Source organism: Limosilactobacillus vaginalis DSM 5837 = ATCC 49540, assembly GCF_000159435.1.
GTDB classification, from domain to species: domain Bacteria; phylum Bacillota; class Bacilli; order Lactobacillales; family Lactobacillaceae; genus Limosilactobacillus; species Limosilactobacillus vaginalis.
In genome coordinates, this window is the sequence record NZ_GG693414.1 from 228926 (window position 1) to 246894 (window position 17969).

The window sequence follows — 17969 nt, forward strand, 5'->3', positions numbered from 1 at the left end:
CATATGATTGGGGTTGCTAGATTGGCCCAGAATATGGTAACGGACATTGCAACGAAAGAACTTGGCTTTCGTGAAATTGGGGTTTTTCAATACAACGATAAAAATGAGAGTAAGAGTTCATTAATTGCCCGCTTTGATGGGATGCTGGCGGGAGTTGAATTGGGCGATGTGATCGTATTCTAATCGCCATCCTGGAATTCAGTTGAATGGGATACGGCACTCCTTGAACGAACCCTTATTTATGACGGGTTAAAACGGATTATTTTTATCCATGACGTGATTCCTTTAATGTGGGAAAGTAATCGCTATTTGCTGGACAAGTGGGTTAAATATTACAACATGGCTGATGTGATCATTGCTCCATCCCAATCCATGGTTGATCTTTTGCGTCAACATGGCCTAACTGTTAAAAAAGTTGTTATTCAAAAAATGTGGGATCACATCGTTGGCAGCGATCGGGGAAGGAAAAGCCGCACTATGCCCCAATTATTAACTTTGCTGGCGATCCAACCAATCCAGAGAAATACGGCTTCGGTGGAACCTGGTTTAACCCTGACGTTAAGCTCCGGGTCTTTACATCGCCAAAGGACTGGGGAGTCGGTCGTAACATTGAATTCGTTGGCAGTATGCCAGATATTGCCTTGCTGAATGATATTCGGCGGACGGGTGGTTTTGGCCTAATTTGGTCTGGTGATCCATATTGGCTTGAATATATGAAGCATAATTGTTCATTTAAACTCTCAACCTACCTGGCTGCTGGGTTACCAGTCATCGTCAATAGTGGAACTCCTGCTCGTGACATTATTGAGAAAAAAACCTGGGAATTATTGCCGACTCGCTTCCTGAAGCAATCGAACGGGTTCAAACAATGACGACCACGGAGTACGATCAAATGGTTAACTCGATTGATGACTTTGCAAAGCTGATCCGTGGGGGCTACTTTGTAAAACGAGCATTAACTGAAGCAATCTTTAAGGCTTTTTATGATTAGTAATGTTAGGCAAACAATAATGGAAGAAGAACAAATATTAGTTATTGTTTCGGTTTATAATACCGAAAAATATTTAGATCAATGCATTCAGAGCATTTTGAAACAAACTTACCACAATCTTGAATTAATTTTAGTTGATGATGGCTCAACGGACCGTTCACTGGCAATTTGTACTCGTTATCAGCAACAAGATTCACGAGTTAGGGTGTTTCATCAGGCCAATCAAGGGGTAAGTAAGGCCCGGAATTATGGAATGGATGTTGCTGCTGGAGATTTAATTACTTTTGTGGATAGCGATGACTATGTAATGCCTAATTACCTGGAGGAATTAATTACGGCTTTGGAGTCAACTGGTAGTCAAATCGCTATCAGTGACTTTCAATCCTATAAGGGGAATGGTCAATTACTGGTTCACATGCCGGATCATGAGGTCAGTCAGCGCACCTTTACTCCACGGGAATGGTTTGACTTTGCTTACACTAATAAAAATGACTTTTTCCAATTGATCTATACAGTTCTCTGGGGGAAACTCTTTCAACAAGAAGCCTTTAATCAAATTTACTGTCCGGAAGATACCCAAATTGACGATGAATTTACAACCTGGAAAACGTACTTGCAGGCAAGCAAGATTGTTTATTTGGATGACGAGGATTATATTTATCGGCTTAATCAAGATGGCCTTTCACACCGTAAAAACCAAGAAGACATTCGGCCGCTGCGAAGCTTGGAAGAGGAGATTACTTTTCTTCATATCTTAGGCTACGATCCGCAATTACCATTGTTACGAATTAACCAGCTCTACCGGATTTCAATTAAGTCGTCATCTGAACCGGCACAGGGTTTCTTTACCCGAATCGTCTTCTTTAATGGACAGGGAGATGAAATTAATCGGCTTGAATTTCATAACCTTGAAAAGGCATTTACGTTTCCAGAAGGTGCCGTCCATTACGAAGTAAGTCTCGTTAATACGGGCTGCACCAGCTTACAATTTAAACGACTTGAAATTTGTCCAGCCAAGCTTCCCCGTAGTGTTCACAATGATTTATGGTTCCACAAGCCGGTTAATCCAGATTCTGATCAGCCGGTTAACATTGTCGTGATGCATGATCCAAAGCGGGTGAAGAAAACCTGGGAAACAGTTGGCAAGATGCTCAATGGCTTACCGCTCCAGATCGTCAGTGTTGGATGGCAGTATGATGGTGACCTGGCTGAAGCGATCGTTCACTGGATTGAACAGAAAAACCAGCTCTATGCGCACCTCATTAGTACATCTGCTGATCTGGACAAGGTTTTACGAAAGGTTCACCAGGCTAGCCCAAAGACCTGGCTGCTACTGACGGAAGCAAGTCAGGATGACAAATTACACATCGACTATGAAATTTATGCCAGTCGTGATATTCCCGAATGGAGTACGGCTAACCTAGTTGATCCGGATTGGATCACAATTACTCACGCAATCAATGGATTATGGGGAGGGGTGAAAGTTAAATGATTCTTGATGCTTTTGAACGTCACCAAATTAAGCGCCAATTGCGGAAGGTCAATAAGTGGGCTCCCAAGATGCGCAAAATGAGTGATGAAGAATTAAAGTCCCAAACTAAGATTCTCCAAAAGCAATTGGCTGACGGTAAAACCGTCGACCAGATTCTTCCTCGTGCTTTTGCTGCCATGCGTGAGGCCGATTTGCGAGTATTAAAGATGTTCCCGTATGATGCTCAGGTAATGGGGGCAATTGTCCTTAACCAGGGATACATCGCCGAAATGAAAACCGGTGAAGGGAAAACGTTAACCGCGACCCTGGCATTATACCTGAATGCGTTGAGCGGAAAAGGAGCAATCCTGGTTACACCAAACGCATACTTGGCGCAACGTGATGAGGAACAGCTGGCTCCTGTTTATGAATGGATGGGACTGACGGTAAGTACCGGGTTCCCGAAGGATGATCCTGAACGAAAGGTTCAACCAGAAGAAAAACGGAAATGGTATAACTCAGATATTCTCTACACGACCGCTAGTAACCTGGCCTTTGACTACTTGTTCAATAACTTGGCAGCCAATAAGGATGGTCAATACTTACGGCCGTACCACTACGTTATTATTGATGAAGTGGATGATGTTCTGCTGGATCAAGCAACTTCACCATTCGTTGTTGCGAGTGCTCCGATGCTTCAATCTAACCTTTACCGGCTGTGCGATGACTTTGTCCGGACCCTGGTTCCTAAACGGGACTTTACTGTTCGACGCCGGGATAAGGCAATCTGGTTAACGTATAACGGGGTTCAACGAGCTGAGCAGTATTTCCGGATCCGCAACCTTTATGATGATGAAAGTCGGGAAGTTTACCGGCATATTGCTTTGGCGATGCGGGCTCACTACTTTATGAAAAATGGTCATGATTACCTGGTTGAAAAGGGGAAGGTTGTCCTGCTTGATGAAACCGATGGCCGGCTGAAAAATGGGGTTAAGGTTAACACCGGTCTTCACCAAGCCGTTGAACAAAAAGAGCACGTGAAGGTCACCGATAACCAAAAAACCGCTGCTTCAATCACGTTCCCAAGTTTATTCGGGCTGTTTGATAAGATCTCCGGAATGAGTGGGACGGTTAAGGGCGATGAAGACGAGTTTATCAACGTCTATAACATGAAAGTCGTTCAAATTCCGACCCACAAGCCGGTTATTCGGAAAGACTATCCGGCAAAGATTTACTTGACAACTTCCGAAAAACTAATGCAGGCGTTGAATGATGCAATTACGCTTCATAAGGCAGGACGGCCAATCTTGCTGGTTGCCGGTTCAGTAGAAAATTCCGAAATTATTTCGGAACTGCTACTTGACCGGGGAATCCCGCACAACGTCTTAAACGCCTTTAACATTGCCCGTGAAGCTGCTATTGTTAAGGATGCCGGTCAGCCAGGAGCTGTTACGGTCGCAACCAACATGGCCGGGCGGGGAACCGATATTAAACTCGGCCCTGGTGTTAAAGAGAAAGGCGGTCTGGCAGTCATTGGGACTGAAATGTTGCCAGAACGGGTTAAGCTGCAGCTTGCTGGTCGTGCTGGACGGCAGGGAGATCCCGGTTCCAGCCAATTCTACATTTCGTTGGAAGATAGTTATATCGCGAAGGCAAGTACGAAGCGGTTTAAGAAGATGTACCGGAAGCTAGTTGAAAAGCGTCGTAAGGGAGCAATGCCTAAGGAACTTACGAGTCCCCGGATCCGCCTTAGCCTGGAAATGCTAAAGAGCCGGGTAGCCGATGGTGAGGTCCGGTCACGGAAAAAGACTAACAAGTATGAAGTTGCTCTGCGAATTCAGCGAACCCAATTCTATAAGGACCGGGCAAAGTTAATGAATAATGCCCGTCTTGAACGAACAGTTGGTAACTGGCTAAGCGAGGGGATTGACGACTTCCTTAATACCCAGACGGATTGGTCGCCTAGTCAGTTGCAACATTTGATTAACGAGCATTTTACTTATAAGGAAGTTAAGATTCCTGATAATTTAATGTATAACCGTAAGGCACCTAAAAAGTACCTGGAAAACTTATGTACAGATATTCTCAAGGATAAATACAAGACGCTGATTAATACGGAACAGTTAAACCAGTTTTACCGTTCCGCCTTGTTAACCGCCTTGGATAGTTGTTGGACTGATCAGGTTAACTACCTCAATGATTTACGGATTATTGTTGAACCATGGTCGCTTTCTGGTCGTGATCCCGGTTATATTTATCAAGTAAAGGCCTTTGAATCATACAAGAACATGCTGCGTGAAGCGCGGAAAAAAGCGGTTGATAACTTGCTGCTTAGTCGGATTAAGTTAAATAAGAAGAACCAACTAGTGGTTAGTTTCAACTAATTAAACGGGAGGACGATTAGATGACTGTATATAATGTCAACCTCGGAATTGGTTGGGCAAGCAGCGGTGTCGAGTACGCCCAAGCTTACCGTGCCCAATCATTGCGAAAATTAAAAGTACCAGCCAAGTTTATTTTTTCGGATTTAATCTTGGCAAATAACATTGAGGACTTAACGAAGAACCTTGGCTATTCTGATGATGAGATCATCTGGTTCTATAATTTCTTTACTGATGTCAAAATTGCACCATCAGATTACCCGTTAAGTAAGTTTGAGGACGATATTAACCTTAAAGACCGGAACTTTAACTGTAAGGAGATCAATGGGGGGAAGAATTACTTTTACACTTCTGATGAAGAAGAGTTATCGATCAATGTCCGCTTCCATGATCCCGAAAAGAAGACGATTGACCAGGTTTCTTACGTTGCTAATGGGGCAATGGTAAAGCGTGATTTCTATTCATACACGAAGTACGCAACCGAATATTATAGCGGTGAAAAGAAGGGCAACCATGTAGTTTACCGTGACTTCTATAATGAGGACGGCAGTGTTGCTTATACTCAACATATTCGGGGAAGACATGAAGTTTTTGAATTTCCTGATCAGATTTATTATTCAAAGAATGATCTTTACCTTGAAATGTTAAAACGTCTTCACTTGACGAAGGATGACACAATTATTCTGGACCGTGAAGATGACGGGAACATCCTGATTAATGGTCAGCTGATTTTTGAACACCATAATCCAGCTAAGTTAGTAATTGTTGTTCATGCAGATCACTATGATGAGCACTATACCAATAAGAAGAATGTTTTGTGGAACAACTTCTATGAGTACCAGTTTACCCATACGAAAGATGTTGCTAGTTTCATCGTTGCCACCGATAAGCAGCGTGATCTGCTAATCAAGCAGTTTAAGCAATACCAGAATGTGACGCCGAATGTTACTACCATTCCAGTGGGTAACCTGCAGAAGCTGACGAAGCCAACTACTAAGCGAAAGCCGCATTCACTAATCACTGCCTCTCGGTTAGCTACCGAAAAGCATATTGACTGGTTAGTAAAGGCGGTCGCTAAGGCGCATAAAGAAGTACCGGATGTTACCTTGGACATCTATGGCCAGGGTGGCGAAATGGGCCGGCTGACCGAATTAATCAACCAAAACCATGCAAATGATTATATCCGGTTGATGGGGCAGCATGACCTTACCGAAGTTTACAAAAACTACGCAGCCTATATTGCTGGTTCTACCAGTGAGGGCTTTGGCTTAAGCCTTCTGGAAGCAGTTGGGTCAGGTCTGCCGATGATTGGGTTTGACGTGCCATATGGTAACCAGACTTTTATTGATGATGGCAAGAACGGCTACTTATTACCGTATACTCAGGATTGGAGCGACGATAAGAAGGTTGACCTATTAGCTGGTGCCGTTGTCAAACTCTTTACCACCGCTGATCAGGAGAAGTTTATTCAACGCTCCTATGACCTTGCGGAACCATACCTCACCGATAACGTTGCTAAGCGGTGGGGGAAGCTATTGGAGGAATTAAAACATGATTAACCTATTTGAAAAATATGATGGCAGTTCTCGTGACTTCCTCTTTTCACAAAAAACGGCGAAGATCAAGATTCCGTCAGTAGCGATGGTTGATGATGGCTTCTTGCCTGACGATGTTGATTCTCCGTTTAAGTATTTCTGCAATTTAACTGATAACCATGATCCGTTATACTTTGATCAGCTTAAGATTCCGTATTATTGGCGGATCCTAAGTACAGCCTCTGAGGGCCGGATCTATGATTTAGACAAGCGAAAGGCGCAGATCTTTTATAGTTCCACGGATAATACACGGTTAGTAAAGGAAGTTCGCTGGTCTGATGATATTGGTCCGGTTTCATGGGTTGACCATTACAATAATCATGGTCACCTATTTGCTAAAACATACTATGAGAATGGTCAAGCAAAGTACCGGAAGTATTTTGATAATCACGGCAAAATCGTGATTGAGTGGAACCTTACTGCTGGTGACATCTTCTTGGACGCTAAGAAGATCCACCGCCACTTTGCTTCACTACCGCAGTTTGTCACGTTCTACCTTCAGTTACGAAAGTATAACCTTGATTACATCTTCTATAATTCGCTTAGCTACCCGTTATGGGTAATGGATCAATTGCCGGCTAACGGTTCAGACACGCTATTCTGGAATGAAGATACTGGTGCGGAGATTCCCGGTAATATGCAGTATTTGCTAGACAAGAAGACCAGAACGAAGCATATTGTTTTCCAACGGCACCGTGATTGGATGCGTCGTCGGGAATTATTCCCTAATGGTACTGGTAACGTTGATGATCTCCATTATCTAGGGATGATTTACCCTCACCCGCGGGGAAATAAGATGCAACCAAGCATTCTCATTATGACTAACTCTGACCAAATTGATCACTTAGACGAACTAGTTCGGGCAATGCCAAATATTCAATTCCACATTGCCGCGGTTACCGAAATGTCCGGGAAGCTACTCGCATTCGGTGAGCGGCCAAATGTAACGGTTTATCCAAACGTTAGCCGTCAACGAGCTTTGCAATTACTGAAAGATTGTGACATCTACCTTGATATTAACCGGGGAAGCGAAATCCTTGATAGTGTCCGGGCGGCGTTTGAACAAAACATGTTAATTCTTGGCTTTAAGGATACTCTGCACGAACCGCAATTCGTTGCACCACAAAATATTTTTGAACAAAACCAGGCTAAAGAAATGACCCAAACGATTTTGACAGCATTACTTAAGCCAGCATTGATGGAGAAACTAATCGATACCCAGCGTGAACATGCTAATGATGCGACTGTTGAACAGTACAAAGAAGTGATTGGAGCGTTGACAAATGGCAAAGCAAGATAAAGATAATGAGTCAATGGTAGAGAAACATGCCCTTGACCGGCTGAACCATGTTGAAAAGGAACACCGGAAAGCATATGCTAAGAAGCCCGAAAAGTTTAGTCCGGCCAAGATTATTATGGGGATTATCCTGATTGTTGTTCTGCTAACCTCACTGGTAAGTATTTTTTAGCTAGAATGGCACCTTGTTCAACTAATAACTTACAATAAGTTAGCATATCCTATTGACTTTTAATTATTATCGGGTAAAATTTAGATAATTCATCACGAAGGGAGTACAAATTATGCTGAATAATGTCATGCCAAACGAATTCTGTTCTGCTTGTTGCGTTGTTTGTAACAAGCTTTTTGGCGTGATTAAAATTCAGTAATTTGTATTCTAGTAAAAATTAAGGGTAATCAAGCTTTTTGGATTGATTACTAATAAACTAGGCTTACAATTCTGAATTTGAATTGTAAGCCTTTTTTCACTTCGCGGTAAAAGAAAAGAGAGGATGATCTATATATGGATTGGACGATTATCCAGCAGAGTCTTCCCAATTTTGCTCAAGGGTTCAAATTAACTCTTTGGCTTTCGCTAGTTGGGATTGTCGGCTCAATCATTGTTGGGATTATCACCAGTTTAGTACAGTACTTTCGCGTTCCGGGTCTCCGGCAGGTTCTTAACGTTTATGTTGATGTTGCCAGAAATACTCCATTGCTAATTCAGCTATTTTTCTTATACTATGCCTTTCCGGTAATGGGGATTAAGATGACTGCCGAGACTTGTGGGATTATTGGTTTGATATTCCTTGGCGGGGCGTACATGGCTGAAGGATTCACCGGTGGCTTTAATGGGGTTAGTCAAACCCAGATTGATGCTGGTGAAGCACTGGGGATGAATCAGTATCAGCTTGCACGGTACGTTATTCTTCCGCAGGGATTGTCATTAAGTGTTCCGGCTTTAGCAGCCAACATTATTTTTCTAATTAAGGAAACATCAATTTTTTCCGTAATTGCAATTCCGGAGCTGACCAACACGGCTCTTGACCTGATTGGAATGTACTACCGGTCGAACGAGTACTTGTTTGTGTTGGTAATCGCCTACGCAATTATCTTGATTCCGGTAATCTTACTGCTTGACTGGCTTGAAAGGAGGGTTCGGTATGGCTCATTCGGGGATTAGCGTTTTATTTGAAGGAACAAACTTTGCCCGGTTAATGGGCGGATTGTGGACATCTGTTTGGATCGCGGTTGTTTCGTTAGCAATTGGTTTGTTGTTAGGAACCATCTTCGGCCTTTTAAGAACCCTGCCTAGCCGAATTATCCGTTTTATCCTACTCCTTTACCTCGAGTTCTTCCGGATTGTGCCGACAGTAGTTCTTTTGTTCCTGGTTTACTACATTTTGCCGCGACAATTTAATGTCAATTTGCCGGCAACTTGGATGGCGGTTCTGGCGTTCTCCTTATGGGTTGCAGCCGAATTTAGCGATATTGTTCGGGGAGCACTCGAGTCAGTTCCCAAGCACCAGCGTGAATCAGGGTTAGCATTGGGACTCAATCAATGGCAGCTGTTCCGTTATGTTCTGCTGCCTCAAGCAATCCAGTTGGAACTCCCGGCAACGATTAACTTAGCAACGCGGGTCATCAAAACAACCTCGCTCTTGCTGATGATTAGTGTTATGGATGTCATCAATGTTGGTCAACAGATCATCGAAGCAAATAACCAAACGCACCCGACTGGTATTTTCTGGGTATATGGTCTGATTTTCATCCTCTACTTCATTGTTGATTATCCATTATCCCTCTGGGCAAAGCATCTCACTGCAAAAGAAGAGCATTAATTTTGGTAGGTGGTAATATGGCAGAAGAAATTCTTAAAGTTGAACATTTAAATAAATTCTATGGCGATTGGCAAGCCCTGCATGACATCAATTTTGAATTGAAAAAGGGCGAAGTTGTTACGCTCCTCGGTCCCTCTGGTTCTGGAAAAAGTACGTTGATCCGAACCCTGAATGGACTGGAACCGTTTCGGGATGGGAGCATCTATTTCAAAGGAAATAAAGTTAATCCTTCACCAAAGAAATGGCAGGAGTTGCGCCAAAAGATCGGGATGGTCTTTCAAAGTTATGACCTTTTCCCTAACCTGACTGTCTTGGATAACATCCTCTTAGCACCGACGAAGGTTCAAAAGCGGGATCGGGAAGAAGTTAAGAAGGAAGCAATGGCTCTGTTGGAACGGGTTGACTTGGCAGACCAAGCAAATTCATATCCTCGGCAGTTGTCAGGTGGTCAAAAGCAGCGAATTGCAATTGTCCGGGCGCTAGCAATGCATCCTGAGTTGATGCTTTTCGATGAAGTTACTGCTTCCCTCGATCCAGAAATGGTCCGGGGGGTTCTCGAAATTATTAAGGAGTTATCTGATCGGGATCACATGACGATGATTATTGTTACTCATGAGATGAACTTTGCAGCGCAGATTGCGGATCAAGTTCTCTTCCTGGAAGATGGTCGAATTTTAGAGGAGACACCGGGGAAGCAGTTCTTTGAGCATCCGCAGACTGCACGGGCAGAAGAATTCTTATCAAGCATGGAATTTTAGAAAGGGAGAATTGATATGTTGAAGATTAATTGGAAAAAGATTATTGCTGGTGCCGTTGCTGTAGCAGGAGCGGTTGCCTTGCTTGCTGGTTCAAGTTATCTTAAGCCGGCAACCGTAAATGCTGCTAGTAATTCCAGCTCAGTTTCCGCCATTAAGAAGCGGGGAACTTTGCGGGTAGCCGTCTTTGGTGATTTGCCGCCATATGGTTGGGTTAACAAAGATGGTAAGCGTGTTGGTTACGATGTTGAATTGGCACGGCGGATGGCTAAGGACCTTGGTGTTAAGCCAAAGTTTATCCAAGTTAACGCTAACAACCGGGTTGATACATTAAATTCTAATAAGGCTGATATTGTTTTGGCTAACTTCACCGTTACTCCAGAACGGAAAAAGGTTGTTGACTTTGCTAAGCCTTACATGAAGGTATCCGTTGGGGTCGTTTCACCAAAGAAGAAGGCCATCACTAAGGTTAGTCAATTAAAGGGCAAGAAGGTTATCGTTACTAAGGGAACCACCGCTGAAAACTACTTCACCAGTAAGCAACCAGGTGTTCAATTGTTGAAGTTCGATTCAAAGACCCAGCAATTCAATGCTTTGAAGAATAACCGGGCCGCAGCACTTGCCGATGATAACTCATACCTTTACGCTTGGGTAAAGAATAATCCTAAGTACACTGTTGGTATTAAGAGCATCGGTCCTAAGCAATACATTTCCCCAGCCGTTAAGAAAGGTAACAAGTCCCTCCTCAATTGGAGCAATAAGGAAATCACCAAGTTAAACAAGGAAGACTTCTTCACCAAAGACTACAATAGCCAACTCAAGCCTTACTTCGGCAGCGAAGTAAAGCCATCAGATATTGTGTTGAATAATAAATAGAGTGCCTTCGCCCTAAAGAGTTCCCGGAAAGCTAGCAATTTCTCTCGACGAAGGCGACTTGCGCCTAGGAGAGAGGTTGCTAGCTCTAGGGAACTCGGGCGAAGCACGTTTGAGGTAGAGTGCGAGCACGTTTTGGCTCTGTTGCAGTAGAAACAATTTCTCCCGACTGGATGCTGAAAGCATCTGGGAGGGAGTTTGTTGTCTATAAGGCTTTTCCTGCGAGCACGTTTCGACTTTGCTGCAGTAGAACACTAGGCGGAAGTTGGGGTCATGGCGAAGCGCAGTAGCTGAGTGGCTTTCGTCATCAACAAGTTGATAGTCAAAAGCCTACTCATCCTTGCGTGGGTTCACAGATGAAATTGATAAATCAATTTCTGGTTCACTCCAACGTTTCGGCAATGTTGCAGCAAAACATCCAACACACCAAAAAAAACCAGCAACACCAATTTCGATGTTGCTGGTTTTGTAGTTTAAACAATACTCTTTACAAATTCTCATCCGTCTTAAAGTTTAACTCGCAGTAATCAGTCATCTTCGTAATTAATTCCATTGCGAGGTTGCGGTAAGCGGTTAGGGTATCATTAGCAAACTTATCACTTTGGTCGTTTAAGTAGTCGGTTAATGCATCCCCTTGCAATGCAGCCGCTTTATTGTCAGTCTCGCGAATTAACTTTTGTGCGGCCGCATTTCGTTCTTTTTGAACATCCCGGAGTAGAGGAAGAAAATCATGAAGATGACTATCAACCAGGACACTGGCATGTTTGAAGATCCAGTAAGCGGAATTTAATTGGGCCGGTAATTTTCCTCGACCATACGCGGCCGGCAACTTGGTAATCCCATTAAAGAATGGAACATAGGTACTTTCGTTAGCTACCCCCATGGCAAGCCAGTGAATATCTGGACCCTTACGGCCGGTTTGGAGAATATGTGATTCTTGAGTTTTAGCCAAGCTGATTGGCCGATATTTGTGGGCACTCGGACTGTTAGTCAATGGATCAAATCCAGTTCCCTCATAGTGATTGCTCAAGTAGTTTTGTGCATCAATTACTGAAAGAAGGCGATCCGGCTTCATCAAGAACGGCAATTCAGTTGATTCCGGCGTTTCACCTTTAGCCTGATGAGAACTAAACATTTGGTGACCAATCCAAACCCGTGGTTCACTATAAATGGCATCTGACTGGTCAGCCGTTCCGAAGATCTTGCGGAAGTTAAATGTCGTTGGGTCCGGGTTAAGGTGGTTCTTTTCAACGAATTCTCGAATCCCAGGGTGGAACATGAAGTTGTTCGGGTCGTTAAAGTCAATTTCTTGGATTGCTAATTGGTTAGCGACAACCGCATAGCAATCATCAGGAATCCGTTGAGCAACCCAGTAATGACCAGCACCGCTTTCAAAGTACCAAGCATCATTATCATCAGCAAACAGTACTCCGTTGGTTTCACCAGTTCCATACTTAGCAATTAAATTACCAAGGCGGAGAACCCCTTCACGAGCAGTTTTAACGAATGGCAAAACAACAGTTACCATTGCTTCTTCGTTTAGCCCGTTCTTGACTAATGGATCTGCACCTAAAACCAGGCTGTTTGAATAGGCACTTTCGGTCGCGCTCATTGCAACGTTGTATTCGTTAATCCCGTCTTCTTCAAATAGCCCGTACTTGTCGGTCCATTCAGGCGTGGCCGAGTAGCGAGCACTGTCGTCAGGAAGCTCAATTTCTAATTTAGTTTCCTTGGAGACAAACTTACGTGGCACCGCACCATGCGGATGAACAACCATGTGCTTTGGCCAGGCAGCCTTAGCATCCTCATTTCGACCAATCATGATTGAACCATCAATACTGGCCTTTTTCCCAATCAAAATACTCGTACAAGCGGATAATTTGTTTGGCATATTTAAGAACCCCTTTTAATTTCTAAGCTAGTAAAATGCGAGCACGATTTACTCGTTACTCACGAACATTCCTTCTTAATTATACACCGCTTAGGTTGAAGCTGAAAATTTCACCCGGTGAATCTTTTTTGCCGTGGACCAGGAAAAGATCTTATAATAGGTTGATTATTTTTTCGTGAGAGAGGGAAAATTATGCAACAGTTATCAATGCTAATTATTATGTTAGCGGCACTTATTATCCCGATTGCGATGGCACGGTTTAAGGTTTCTAGTGTTCCGACCGCCGTTGCAGAAATCGTTGCGGGGATCCTCCTGGGGAAGAGTGCCTTTAATATCGTCCAGGAAACGTCTTCGCTGACGCTGCTTTCTAGTTTAGGGGTAATTATTTTAATGTTCCTCTCTGGAATGGAAATTAACTTTGACCTCTTTAAGAAAGCGCCCGGACAGAAAAAGCGTGATGCTAAATCACCAGTTTCGATTGCGGTACTTAGCTTTACAGCGGTTATCATTACTGCCTTTATCTTGGGAGTCATCCTGTACTTCATGGGGTTATTCTCCGATATTCTCCTGGCAACGATCCTCTTTTCAACGATTGCTCTGGGAGTTGTTATCGCGACCCTTAAGGAAAAGGAAATCCTTGGTCGGCCAATGGGGCAAACGATCCTGTTGACCGCTGTCCTCGGTGAAGTGATCCCGATGCTGGCATTGACATTCTATGCCTCAATCTATGGGCATAATGCAGGCCGCCTTTGGTTGATCGTTCTCCTGTTCTTGGCAGCAATCATTCTTTTGCGCCGGTTCCGTCAGCCATACGTTTGGTTTAATAATGTTTCGAAAGCCACAACCCAGCTTGATATTCGACTGGCCTTTTTCCTGATTTTTACTCTGGTAACGGTTGCCGAATCAGTCGGGGCCGAAAACATTTTAGGTGCCTTTCTTGCCGGAATGGTAATGAAGCTCTTAGAACCAAGCGAGGCGACTCAGGAAAAGCTGACCTCAATCGGTTACGGCTTCTTTATCCCGATCTTCTTTATCATGACGGGTGTCCGGCTTGATTTGAAATCGTTATTTGCTAATAAGACTGCATTGGCGTTGATTCCGATTTTGGTTGCCTGCTTTATTATCGCTAAATTGCCAACAACATTGATTTACCGGCGGCGGTTTAACGCCCGGAACTCATTTGCTGGTGGCTTTCTGACCGTGACGACAATTACCTTAGTATTGCCATCGCTGCAAGTTGCCAAGAACCTTCACGCAATTACGAGTACCCAGTCGGATGCCTTTATTTTAGCGGCTGTGATTGTCTGTGTTCTGGCACCAATTGTCTTTAACTCAACCTATAAGCTGAATAAGGAAGATTTGGTTAAAGAGCGAGTGGTCATCGTTGGTGCGAACACCTTAACTGTCCCAGTTGCTCAGCAGTTGTCCCATAACTGGTATGTTGTGCGGATGCTGACCGATAATCAGGATAACTACAAGACCTTCAACAGCGAGGTTAATGATCTGAAGTATATTGAAGAGATTGATGAGCAGGCGCTTGATGCAGGAAAGTACTTTGATACTGACGTGATGGTTCTAGGATTCCGCAATGATAACAAGAATTATCAAATGGCCGTTTTAGCAAAGAAACATGGCGTTAAGCGGGTTATCGCTAGTGTCCAGAACCCGAAAGTATCAACGGACCATATTGATGAGCTTAACCGACTTGGGGTAGAAATTTTCAATAGTTTCGTAGTCCAAAATAGTGTTCTGCGTTCGCTAATTGAATCGCCATCGGTCTTTGAAATGCTGATGAGTGCTCATTCAGGATTATTTGAAGTGACGATTCATAACCAGCGCTATGTTGGGATTGAATTACGAAGCCTGCCATTCATCGATCAAATTACGGTTAGTCGAATTTACCGCAAGCATAAGCCAATTTCGCCAAGCGGGGATACTGTTCTTGAATATGGTGATCACATTCTTTACACCGGACCGTATGAAATTGTTAATGAAGTGCGGAAACGGCTTGGTCGTCGTGGTTAATAAGAATAATTGCCGGAAGATAGTCGATTATGGTAAGATTAAATAAATTTAACAAGGGAGGGCATACAAATGCCATTAGTACATATTGATTTGCTTGAAGGTCGGACTGACGAACAATTAAGGGCCTTAGTAAAGGATGTTACAGCTGCTATTTCAAAGGATGCTAATGTCCCAGCTGAACGAATTCACATCGTTTTAAATGAAATGCGAAAAGACCGTTACAGTGTTGCTGGCAAGATGGTTAGCGACAAGTAAACAAAGCATTAGAGGGGGGCTTAGCAGTTAGCTTGGCTCCCTTTTTTCGACCGTTCCTGAGTTTAATTTGAAAAGGATGAGAATTTTGAATGAACAACAATATGTAATGGCGATTGATGAAGGGACCACTAGTACGCGGGCGATCATCTTTGACCATCAAGGGAATAAGGTAGCAATGAGTCAGCGGGAGTTTCCCCAATACTTTCCGCAGCCTGGTTGGGTTGAGCATGATGCAATGGAGATTTGGGATGCTGTTCAGTCAGTGATCTCTGATGTAATGATCAAGTCTCAGATCCCGCCATATAAGATTGCCTCTATCGGGATCACTAACCAGCGGGAGACCACCGTTATTTGGGACCGCCACACCGGTAAGCCGATCTACCATGCAATCGTTTGGCAGTCAAAACAAACTAGTGAGATTGCTGAACAGCTAATTAAAGACGGCTATAAGGACATGATCCACCAAAAGACGGGGTTGGTAATCGACTCGTACTTTGCAGCAACCAAGATTAAGTGGATTTTGGATCGTGTTCCCGGTGCACGACAAAAGGCAGCTAATGGCGATCTGCTCTTCGGAACGATCGATACTTGGCTATTATGGAACCTTTCTGGTCGACGGGTTCATGCCACGGATGTTACTAATGCAAGCCGGACAATGCTCTTCAACATTCACGACCTAAAGTGGGATCAGGATATCTTGAAACTATTAGATATTCCAGAAGCAATGTTGCCGGAAGTAAAGCCGAGTTCAGCAATCTATGGCTACACTGGTGATTATCACTTCTTTGGTGTGCAAATCCCAATTGCCGGAATTGCGGGGGACCAACAAGCGGCCCTATTTGGTCAAGCAGCTTACGAGAAGGGATCGGTTAAGAATACTTATGGGACCGGAGCCTTTATCGTGATGAATACGGGACTGAAACCGACCCTTTCAGATAACGGCCTGCTGACGACGATTGCTTACGGGATTGACGGCAAGACATACTATGCCCTTGAAGGAAGTATCTTTGTTGCTGGGTCTGCTGTGCAATGGTTGCGTGACGGTCTGCAGTTATTTAAGCACGCGAGCGAGTCAGAACAGATGGCTGTTGACGCGAAGACTACTGGTGGTGTTTACGTTGTTCCTTCGTTTACTGGACTTGGGGCACCATATTGGGATCAAGAGGTTCGTGGTGCCATGTTTGGGTTAACCCGGGGAACTAACCGGGGCCATATTGTTCGGGCAACTCTGGAATCAATCGCTTACCAGACTCGGGACGTTGTTGATACGATGGTCAAGGATACGAACCTGCCATTGAAAGCCTTAACTGTAAATGGTGGGGCATCTCGGAATAATTTCATGATGCAGTTCCAGTCTGATATTTTACAGACACCAATTAAACGGGCAGCAATGGAAGAAACGACTGCATTAGGTGCAGCCTTTCTTGCCGGTCTTGCGGTTGACTTCTGGCACGACCAGGACGAGGTCAAGAAGCTTTCGAAAATTGGGGATGAGTTTGCCCCACAAATGAAAGCAGAAAAGGCAGAAACACTTTATGTCGGCTGGCAACAGGCAATTAAAGCTGCGCAATTCTTTAGTCACGGAAAATAAAATTTAATACTATCGGAGACCGAAAGGAGTTTTTTGAGTGGATCAAAACATTAATCCGCAAAAGTTAATTGATGACCTTCAACACTGGATTACCGCTAATCGTGAGGATCAGGTATGGACACAGCATGAATCCCTATACCTTGAAGTCCTTGCCCAGTGGAAAGCAGTTAATCGTTACCGACCTGAAAACGGGACTGCAGAAGATCAGCGATTGTACCAGCTATACTGGACAGCCATGGATCAATGGCATCAATCATTCGCCCAGCAGAGTGAAGAAATCTTCGAGGCGATTCCGATTCGGGCAACGGATAAGGTTGGCTTTTATGATGGCGTCCTTCAAGAACTTCAAGCCGTTATTTTAGACCGGCTACCACAGGTTCAACAGGCTAAAATCGTGCGGATGACCAGTTTTATCAATGTTTTACGGGTCAGCTTAAATGATATGACTAAATTAAGCTTGGATGACCTGAACGTTGTTGATATGTCACTTCTGTTAGATTATTGGAAGTTCCTTGGGGATGCATTGAGAAAGTTTTAGGTTAAATTTGCACATTGCGAAATCAGTTTACTAGGGTTACAGTAATAGTTGAGTAATGAATTAATCTATCAACTGAATTATGAAAAAGGGGTTAGCTTCTATTACAGTAATTAATCGAAAATAATTACTGTATTCTTGTGGATTTTATCCATAAGATAACCGCGATTCTGCTAACGGAATAATGATTTAGCAAAGGCAGTGGTAATATTATGGAAAATAAATCTGAAACGTCAACAAACGACAAACAAGTCTTAACGACTAGTCAGGCACCGACACAATCTCTCAAAAGAGAAAGCGGATCAGCACCTAAAGACTTATCAGCTAATAAGGATTCACAATCTTTATTTGTTGCGACGGCATTTACGTCCGCAACGGGGGAGGGCGAACCGCTCTCTTTACGGGCAAAGATGAGTTTGGCTGATTACCGGTCAATGCTTCGGGAACAACTAGAGAATAATGGTCAGTCTGCGGCATCTAATAATG

Annotated in this window: 15 protein-coding genes and 2 pseudogenes; 16 read left to right on the forward strand and 1 reads right to left on the reverse strand. The window is 43.7% G+C overall.

What is annotated here, in order from left to right; genetic code table 11:
* Nucleotides 1-33 precede the first annotated feature (33 nt).
* The 11 genes and pseudogenes from HMPREF0549_RS10270 to HMPREF0549_RS06420 form a co-directional block, all read left to right on the forward strand.
* A pseudogene (locus tag HMPREF0549_RS10270) lies at nt 34-372 on the forward strand (glycosyltransferase); the annotation flags it as partial.
* 59 nt (nt 373-431) lie between these two features.
* A pseudogene (locus tag HMPREF0549_RS10145) lies at nt 432-991 on the forward strand (glycosyltransferase).
* Nucleotides 992-1010: 19 nt separating this feature from the next.
* On the forward strand, nt 1011-2483 hold the full coding sequence (locus tag HMPREF0549_RS09385; RefSeq protein ID WP_162256088.1) for a glycosyltransferase: 1473 nt from the start codon (nt 1011-1013) through the stop codon (nt 2481-2483).
* Complete coding sequence (gene secA2 / locus HMPREF0549_RS06385) at nt 2480-4846, forward strand: accessory Sec system translocase SecA2 (RefSeq protein WP_003717455.1); 2367 nt, start codon at nt 2480-2482, stop codon at nt 4844-4846. Before HMPREF0549_RS09385 ends, secA2 begins: the two co-directional genes overlap by 4 nt.
* A 20-nt stretch (nt 4847-4866) precedes the next feature.
* The gene (gtfA, locus tag HMPREF0549_RS06390; RefSeq protein WP_003717456.1) at nt 4867-6402 is read left to right on the forward strand and encodes an accessory Sec system glycosyltransferase GtfA; all 1536 of its coding nucleotides are present in this window, start codon (nt 4867-4869) and stop codon (nt 6400-6402) included.
* A complete protein-coding gene (gtfB, locus tag HMPREF0549_RS06395; RefSeq protein ID WP_003717457.1) occupies nt 6395-7738 on the forward strand; it encodes an accessory Sec system glycosylation chaperone GtfB in 1344 nt (447 codons plus the stop codon). The genes gtfA and gtfB overlap by 8 nt, the downstream gene beginning before the upstream one ends.
* Nucleotides 7722-7907, forward strand: coding sequence for a hypothetical protein (locus HMPREF0549_RS06400; protein ID WP_003717458.1), 186 nt, complete (start codon nt 7722-7724; stop codon nt 7905-7907). Before gtfB ends, HMPREF0549_RS06400 begins: the two co-directional genes overlap by 17 nt.
* A gap of 333 nt (nt 7908-8240) precedes the next feature.
* On the forward strand, nt 8241-8900 hold the full coding sequence (locus HMPREF0549_RS06405) for an amino acid ABC transporter permease (protein ID WP_003717459.1): 660 nt from the start codon (nt 8241-8243) through the stop codon (nt 8898-8900).
* Nucleotides 8881-9558 (forward strand): amino acid ABC transporter permease, encoded by a 678-nt coding sequence (locus HMPREF0549_RS06410; protein WP_003717460.1) that lies wholly within the window; start codon nt 8881-8883, stop codon nt 9556-9558. The genes HMPREF0549_RS06405 and HMPREF0549_RS06410 overlap by 20 nt, the downstream gene beginning before the upstream one ends.
* A gap of 17 nt (nt 9559-9575) precedes the next feature.
* Nucleotides 9576-10316 carry an amino acid ABC transporter ATP-binding protein gene (locus HMPREF0549_RS06415; RefSeq protein ID WP_003717461.1) on the forward strand — a complete coding sequence of 247 codons (741 nt, stop codon included), beginning with the start codon at nt 9576-9578 and terminating at the stop codon, nt 10314-10316.
* Nucleotides 10317-10331: 15 nt separating this feature from the next.
* The gene (locus HMPREF0549_RS06420; RefSeq protein WP_003717462.1) at nt 10332-11189 is read left to right on the forward strand and encodes a transporter substrate-binding domain-containing protein; all 858 of its coding nucleotides are present in this window, start codon (nt 10332-10334) and stop codon (nt 11187-11189) included.
* A 484-nt stretch (nt 11190-11673) separates the two neighbouring features.
* Here HMPREF0549_RS06420 and HMPREF0549_RS06425 read toward each other — a convergent pair whose 3' ends face one another.
* Nucleotides 11674-13077 (reverse strand): C69 family dipeptidase, encoded by a 1404-nt coding sequence (locus HMPREF0549_RS06425; protein ID WP_003717464.1) that lies wholly within the window; start codon nt 13075-13077, stop codon nt 11674-11676.
* 192 nt (nt 13078-13269) lie between these two features.
* Between HMPREF0549_RS06425 and HMPREF0549_RS06430 the strand changes: the two genes are divergently transcribed.
* The 5 genes from HMPREF0549_RS06430 to HMPREF0549_RS09910 all read left to right on the forward strand — a co-directional run.
* Nucleotides 13270-15102: a monovalent cation:proton antiporter family protein gene (locus tag HMPREF0549_RS06430; protein ID WP_003717465.1), complete on the forward strand. Its 1833-nt coding sequence runs from the start codon at nt 13270-13272 to the stop codon at nt 15100-15102.
* A 69-nt stretch (nt 15103-15171) separates the two neighbouring features.
* On the forward strand, nt 15172-15357 hold the full coding sequence (thmT, locus tag HMPREF0549_RS06435) for a 2-hydroxymuconate tautomerase (RefSeq protein WP_003717466.1): 186 nt from the start codon (nt 15172-15174) through the stop codon (nt 15355-15357).
* 85 nt (nt 15358-15442) lie between these two features.
* Nucleotides 15443-16948 (forward strand): glycerol kinase GlpK, encoded by a 1506-nt coding sequence (gene glpK, locus HMPREF0549_RS06440; protein WP_040531474.1) that lies wholly within the window; start codon nt 15443-15445, stop codon nt 16946-16948.
* A 37-nt stretch (nt 16949-16985) separates the two neighbouring features.
* Nucleotides 16986-17486 (forward strand): hypothetical protein, encoded by a 501-nt coding sequence (locus tag HMPREF0549_RS06445; protein ID WP_003717468.1) that lies wholly within the window; start codon nt 16986-16988, stop codon nt 17484-17486.
* 209 nt (nt 17487-17695) lie between these two features.
* A partial coding sequence (locus HMPREF0549_RS09910) for a hypothetical protein (RefSeq protein ID WP_003717469.1) occupies nt 17696-17969 on the forward strand: 274 nt, incomplete at its 3' end.

Excerpts from the sequence above, each read along its gene's own strand:
- HMPREF0549_RS09385 (WP_162256088.1), top strand. The coding sequence starts at position 1,011 with ATGGAAGAAGAACAAATATTAGTTATTGTTTCGGTTTATAATACCGAA.
- secA2 (WP_003717455.1), top strand. The coding sequence starts at position 2,480 with ATGATTCTTGATGCTTTTGAACGTCACCAAATTAAGCGCCAATTGCGG.
- gtfA (WP_003717456.1), top strand. The coding sequence starts at position 4,867 with ATGACTGTATATAATGTCAACCTCGGAATTGGTTGGGCAAGCAGCGGT.
- gtfB (WP_003717457.1), top strand. The coding sequence starts at position 6,395 with ATGATTAACCTATTTGAAAAATATGATGGCAGTTCTCGTGACTTCCTC.
- HMPREF0549_RS06400 (WP_003717458.1), top strand. The coding sequence starts at position 7,722 with ATGGCAAAGCAAGATAAAGATAATGAGTCAATGGTAGAGAAACATGCC.
- HMPREF0549_RS06405 (WP_003717459.1), top strand. The coding sequence starts at position 8,241 with ATGGATTGGACGATTATCCAGCAGAGTCTTCCCAATTTTGCTCAAGGG.
- HMPREF0549_RS06410 (WP_003717460.1), top strand. The coding sequence starts at position 8,881 with ATGGCTCATTCGGGGATTAGCGTTTTATTTGAAGGAACAAACTTTGCC.
- HMPREF0549_RS06415 (WP_003717461.1), top strand. The coding sequence starts at position 9,576 with ATGGCAGAAGAAATTCTTAAAGTTGAACATTTAAATAAATTCTATGGC.
- HMPREF0549_RS06420 (WP_003717462.1), top strand. The coding sequence starts at position 10,332 with ATGTTGAAGATTAATTGGAAAAAGATTATTGCTGGTGCCGTTGCTGTA.
- HMPREF0549_RS06425 (WP_003717464.1), bottom strand. The coding sequence starts at position 13,077 with ATGCCAAACAAATTATCCGCTTGTACGAGTATTTTGATTGGGAAAAAG.
- HMPREF0549_RS06430 (WP_003717465.1), top strand. The coding sequence starts at position 13,270 with ATGCAACAGTTATCAATGCTAATTATTATGTTAGCGGCACTTATTATC.
- thmT (WP_003717466.1), top strand. The coding sequence starts at position 15,172 with ATGCCATTAGTACATATTGATTTGCTTGAAGGTCGGACTGACGAACAA.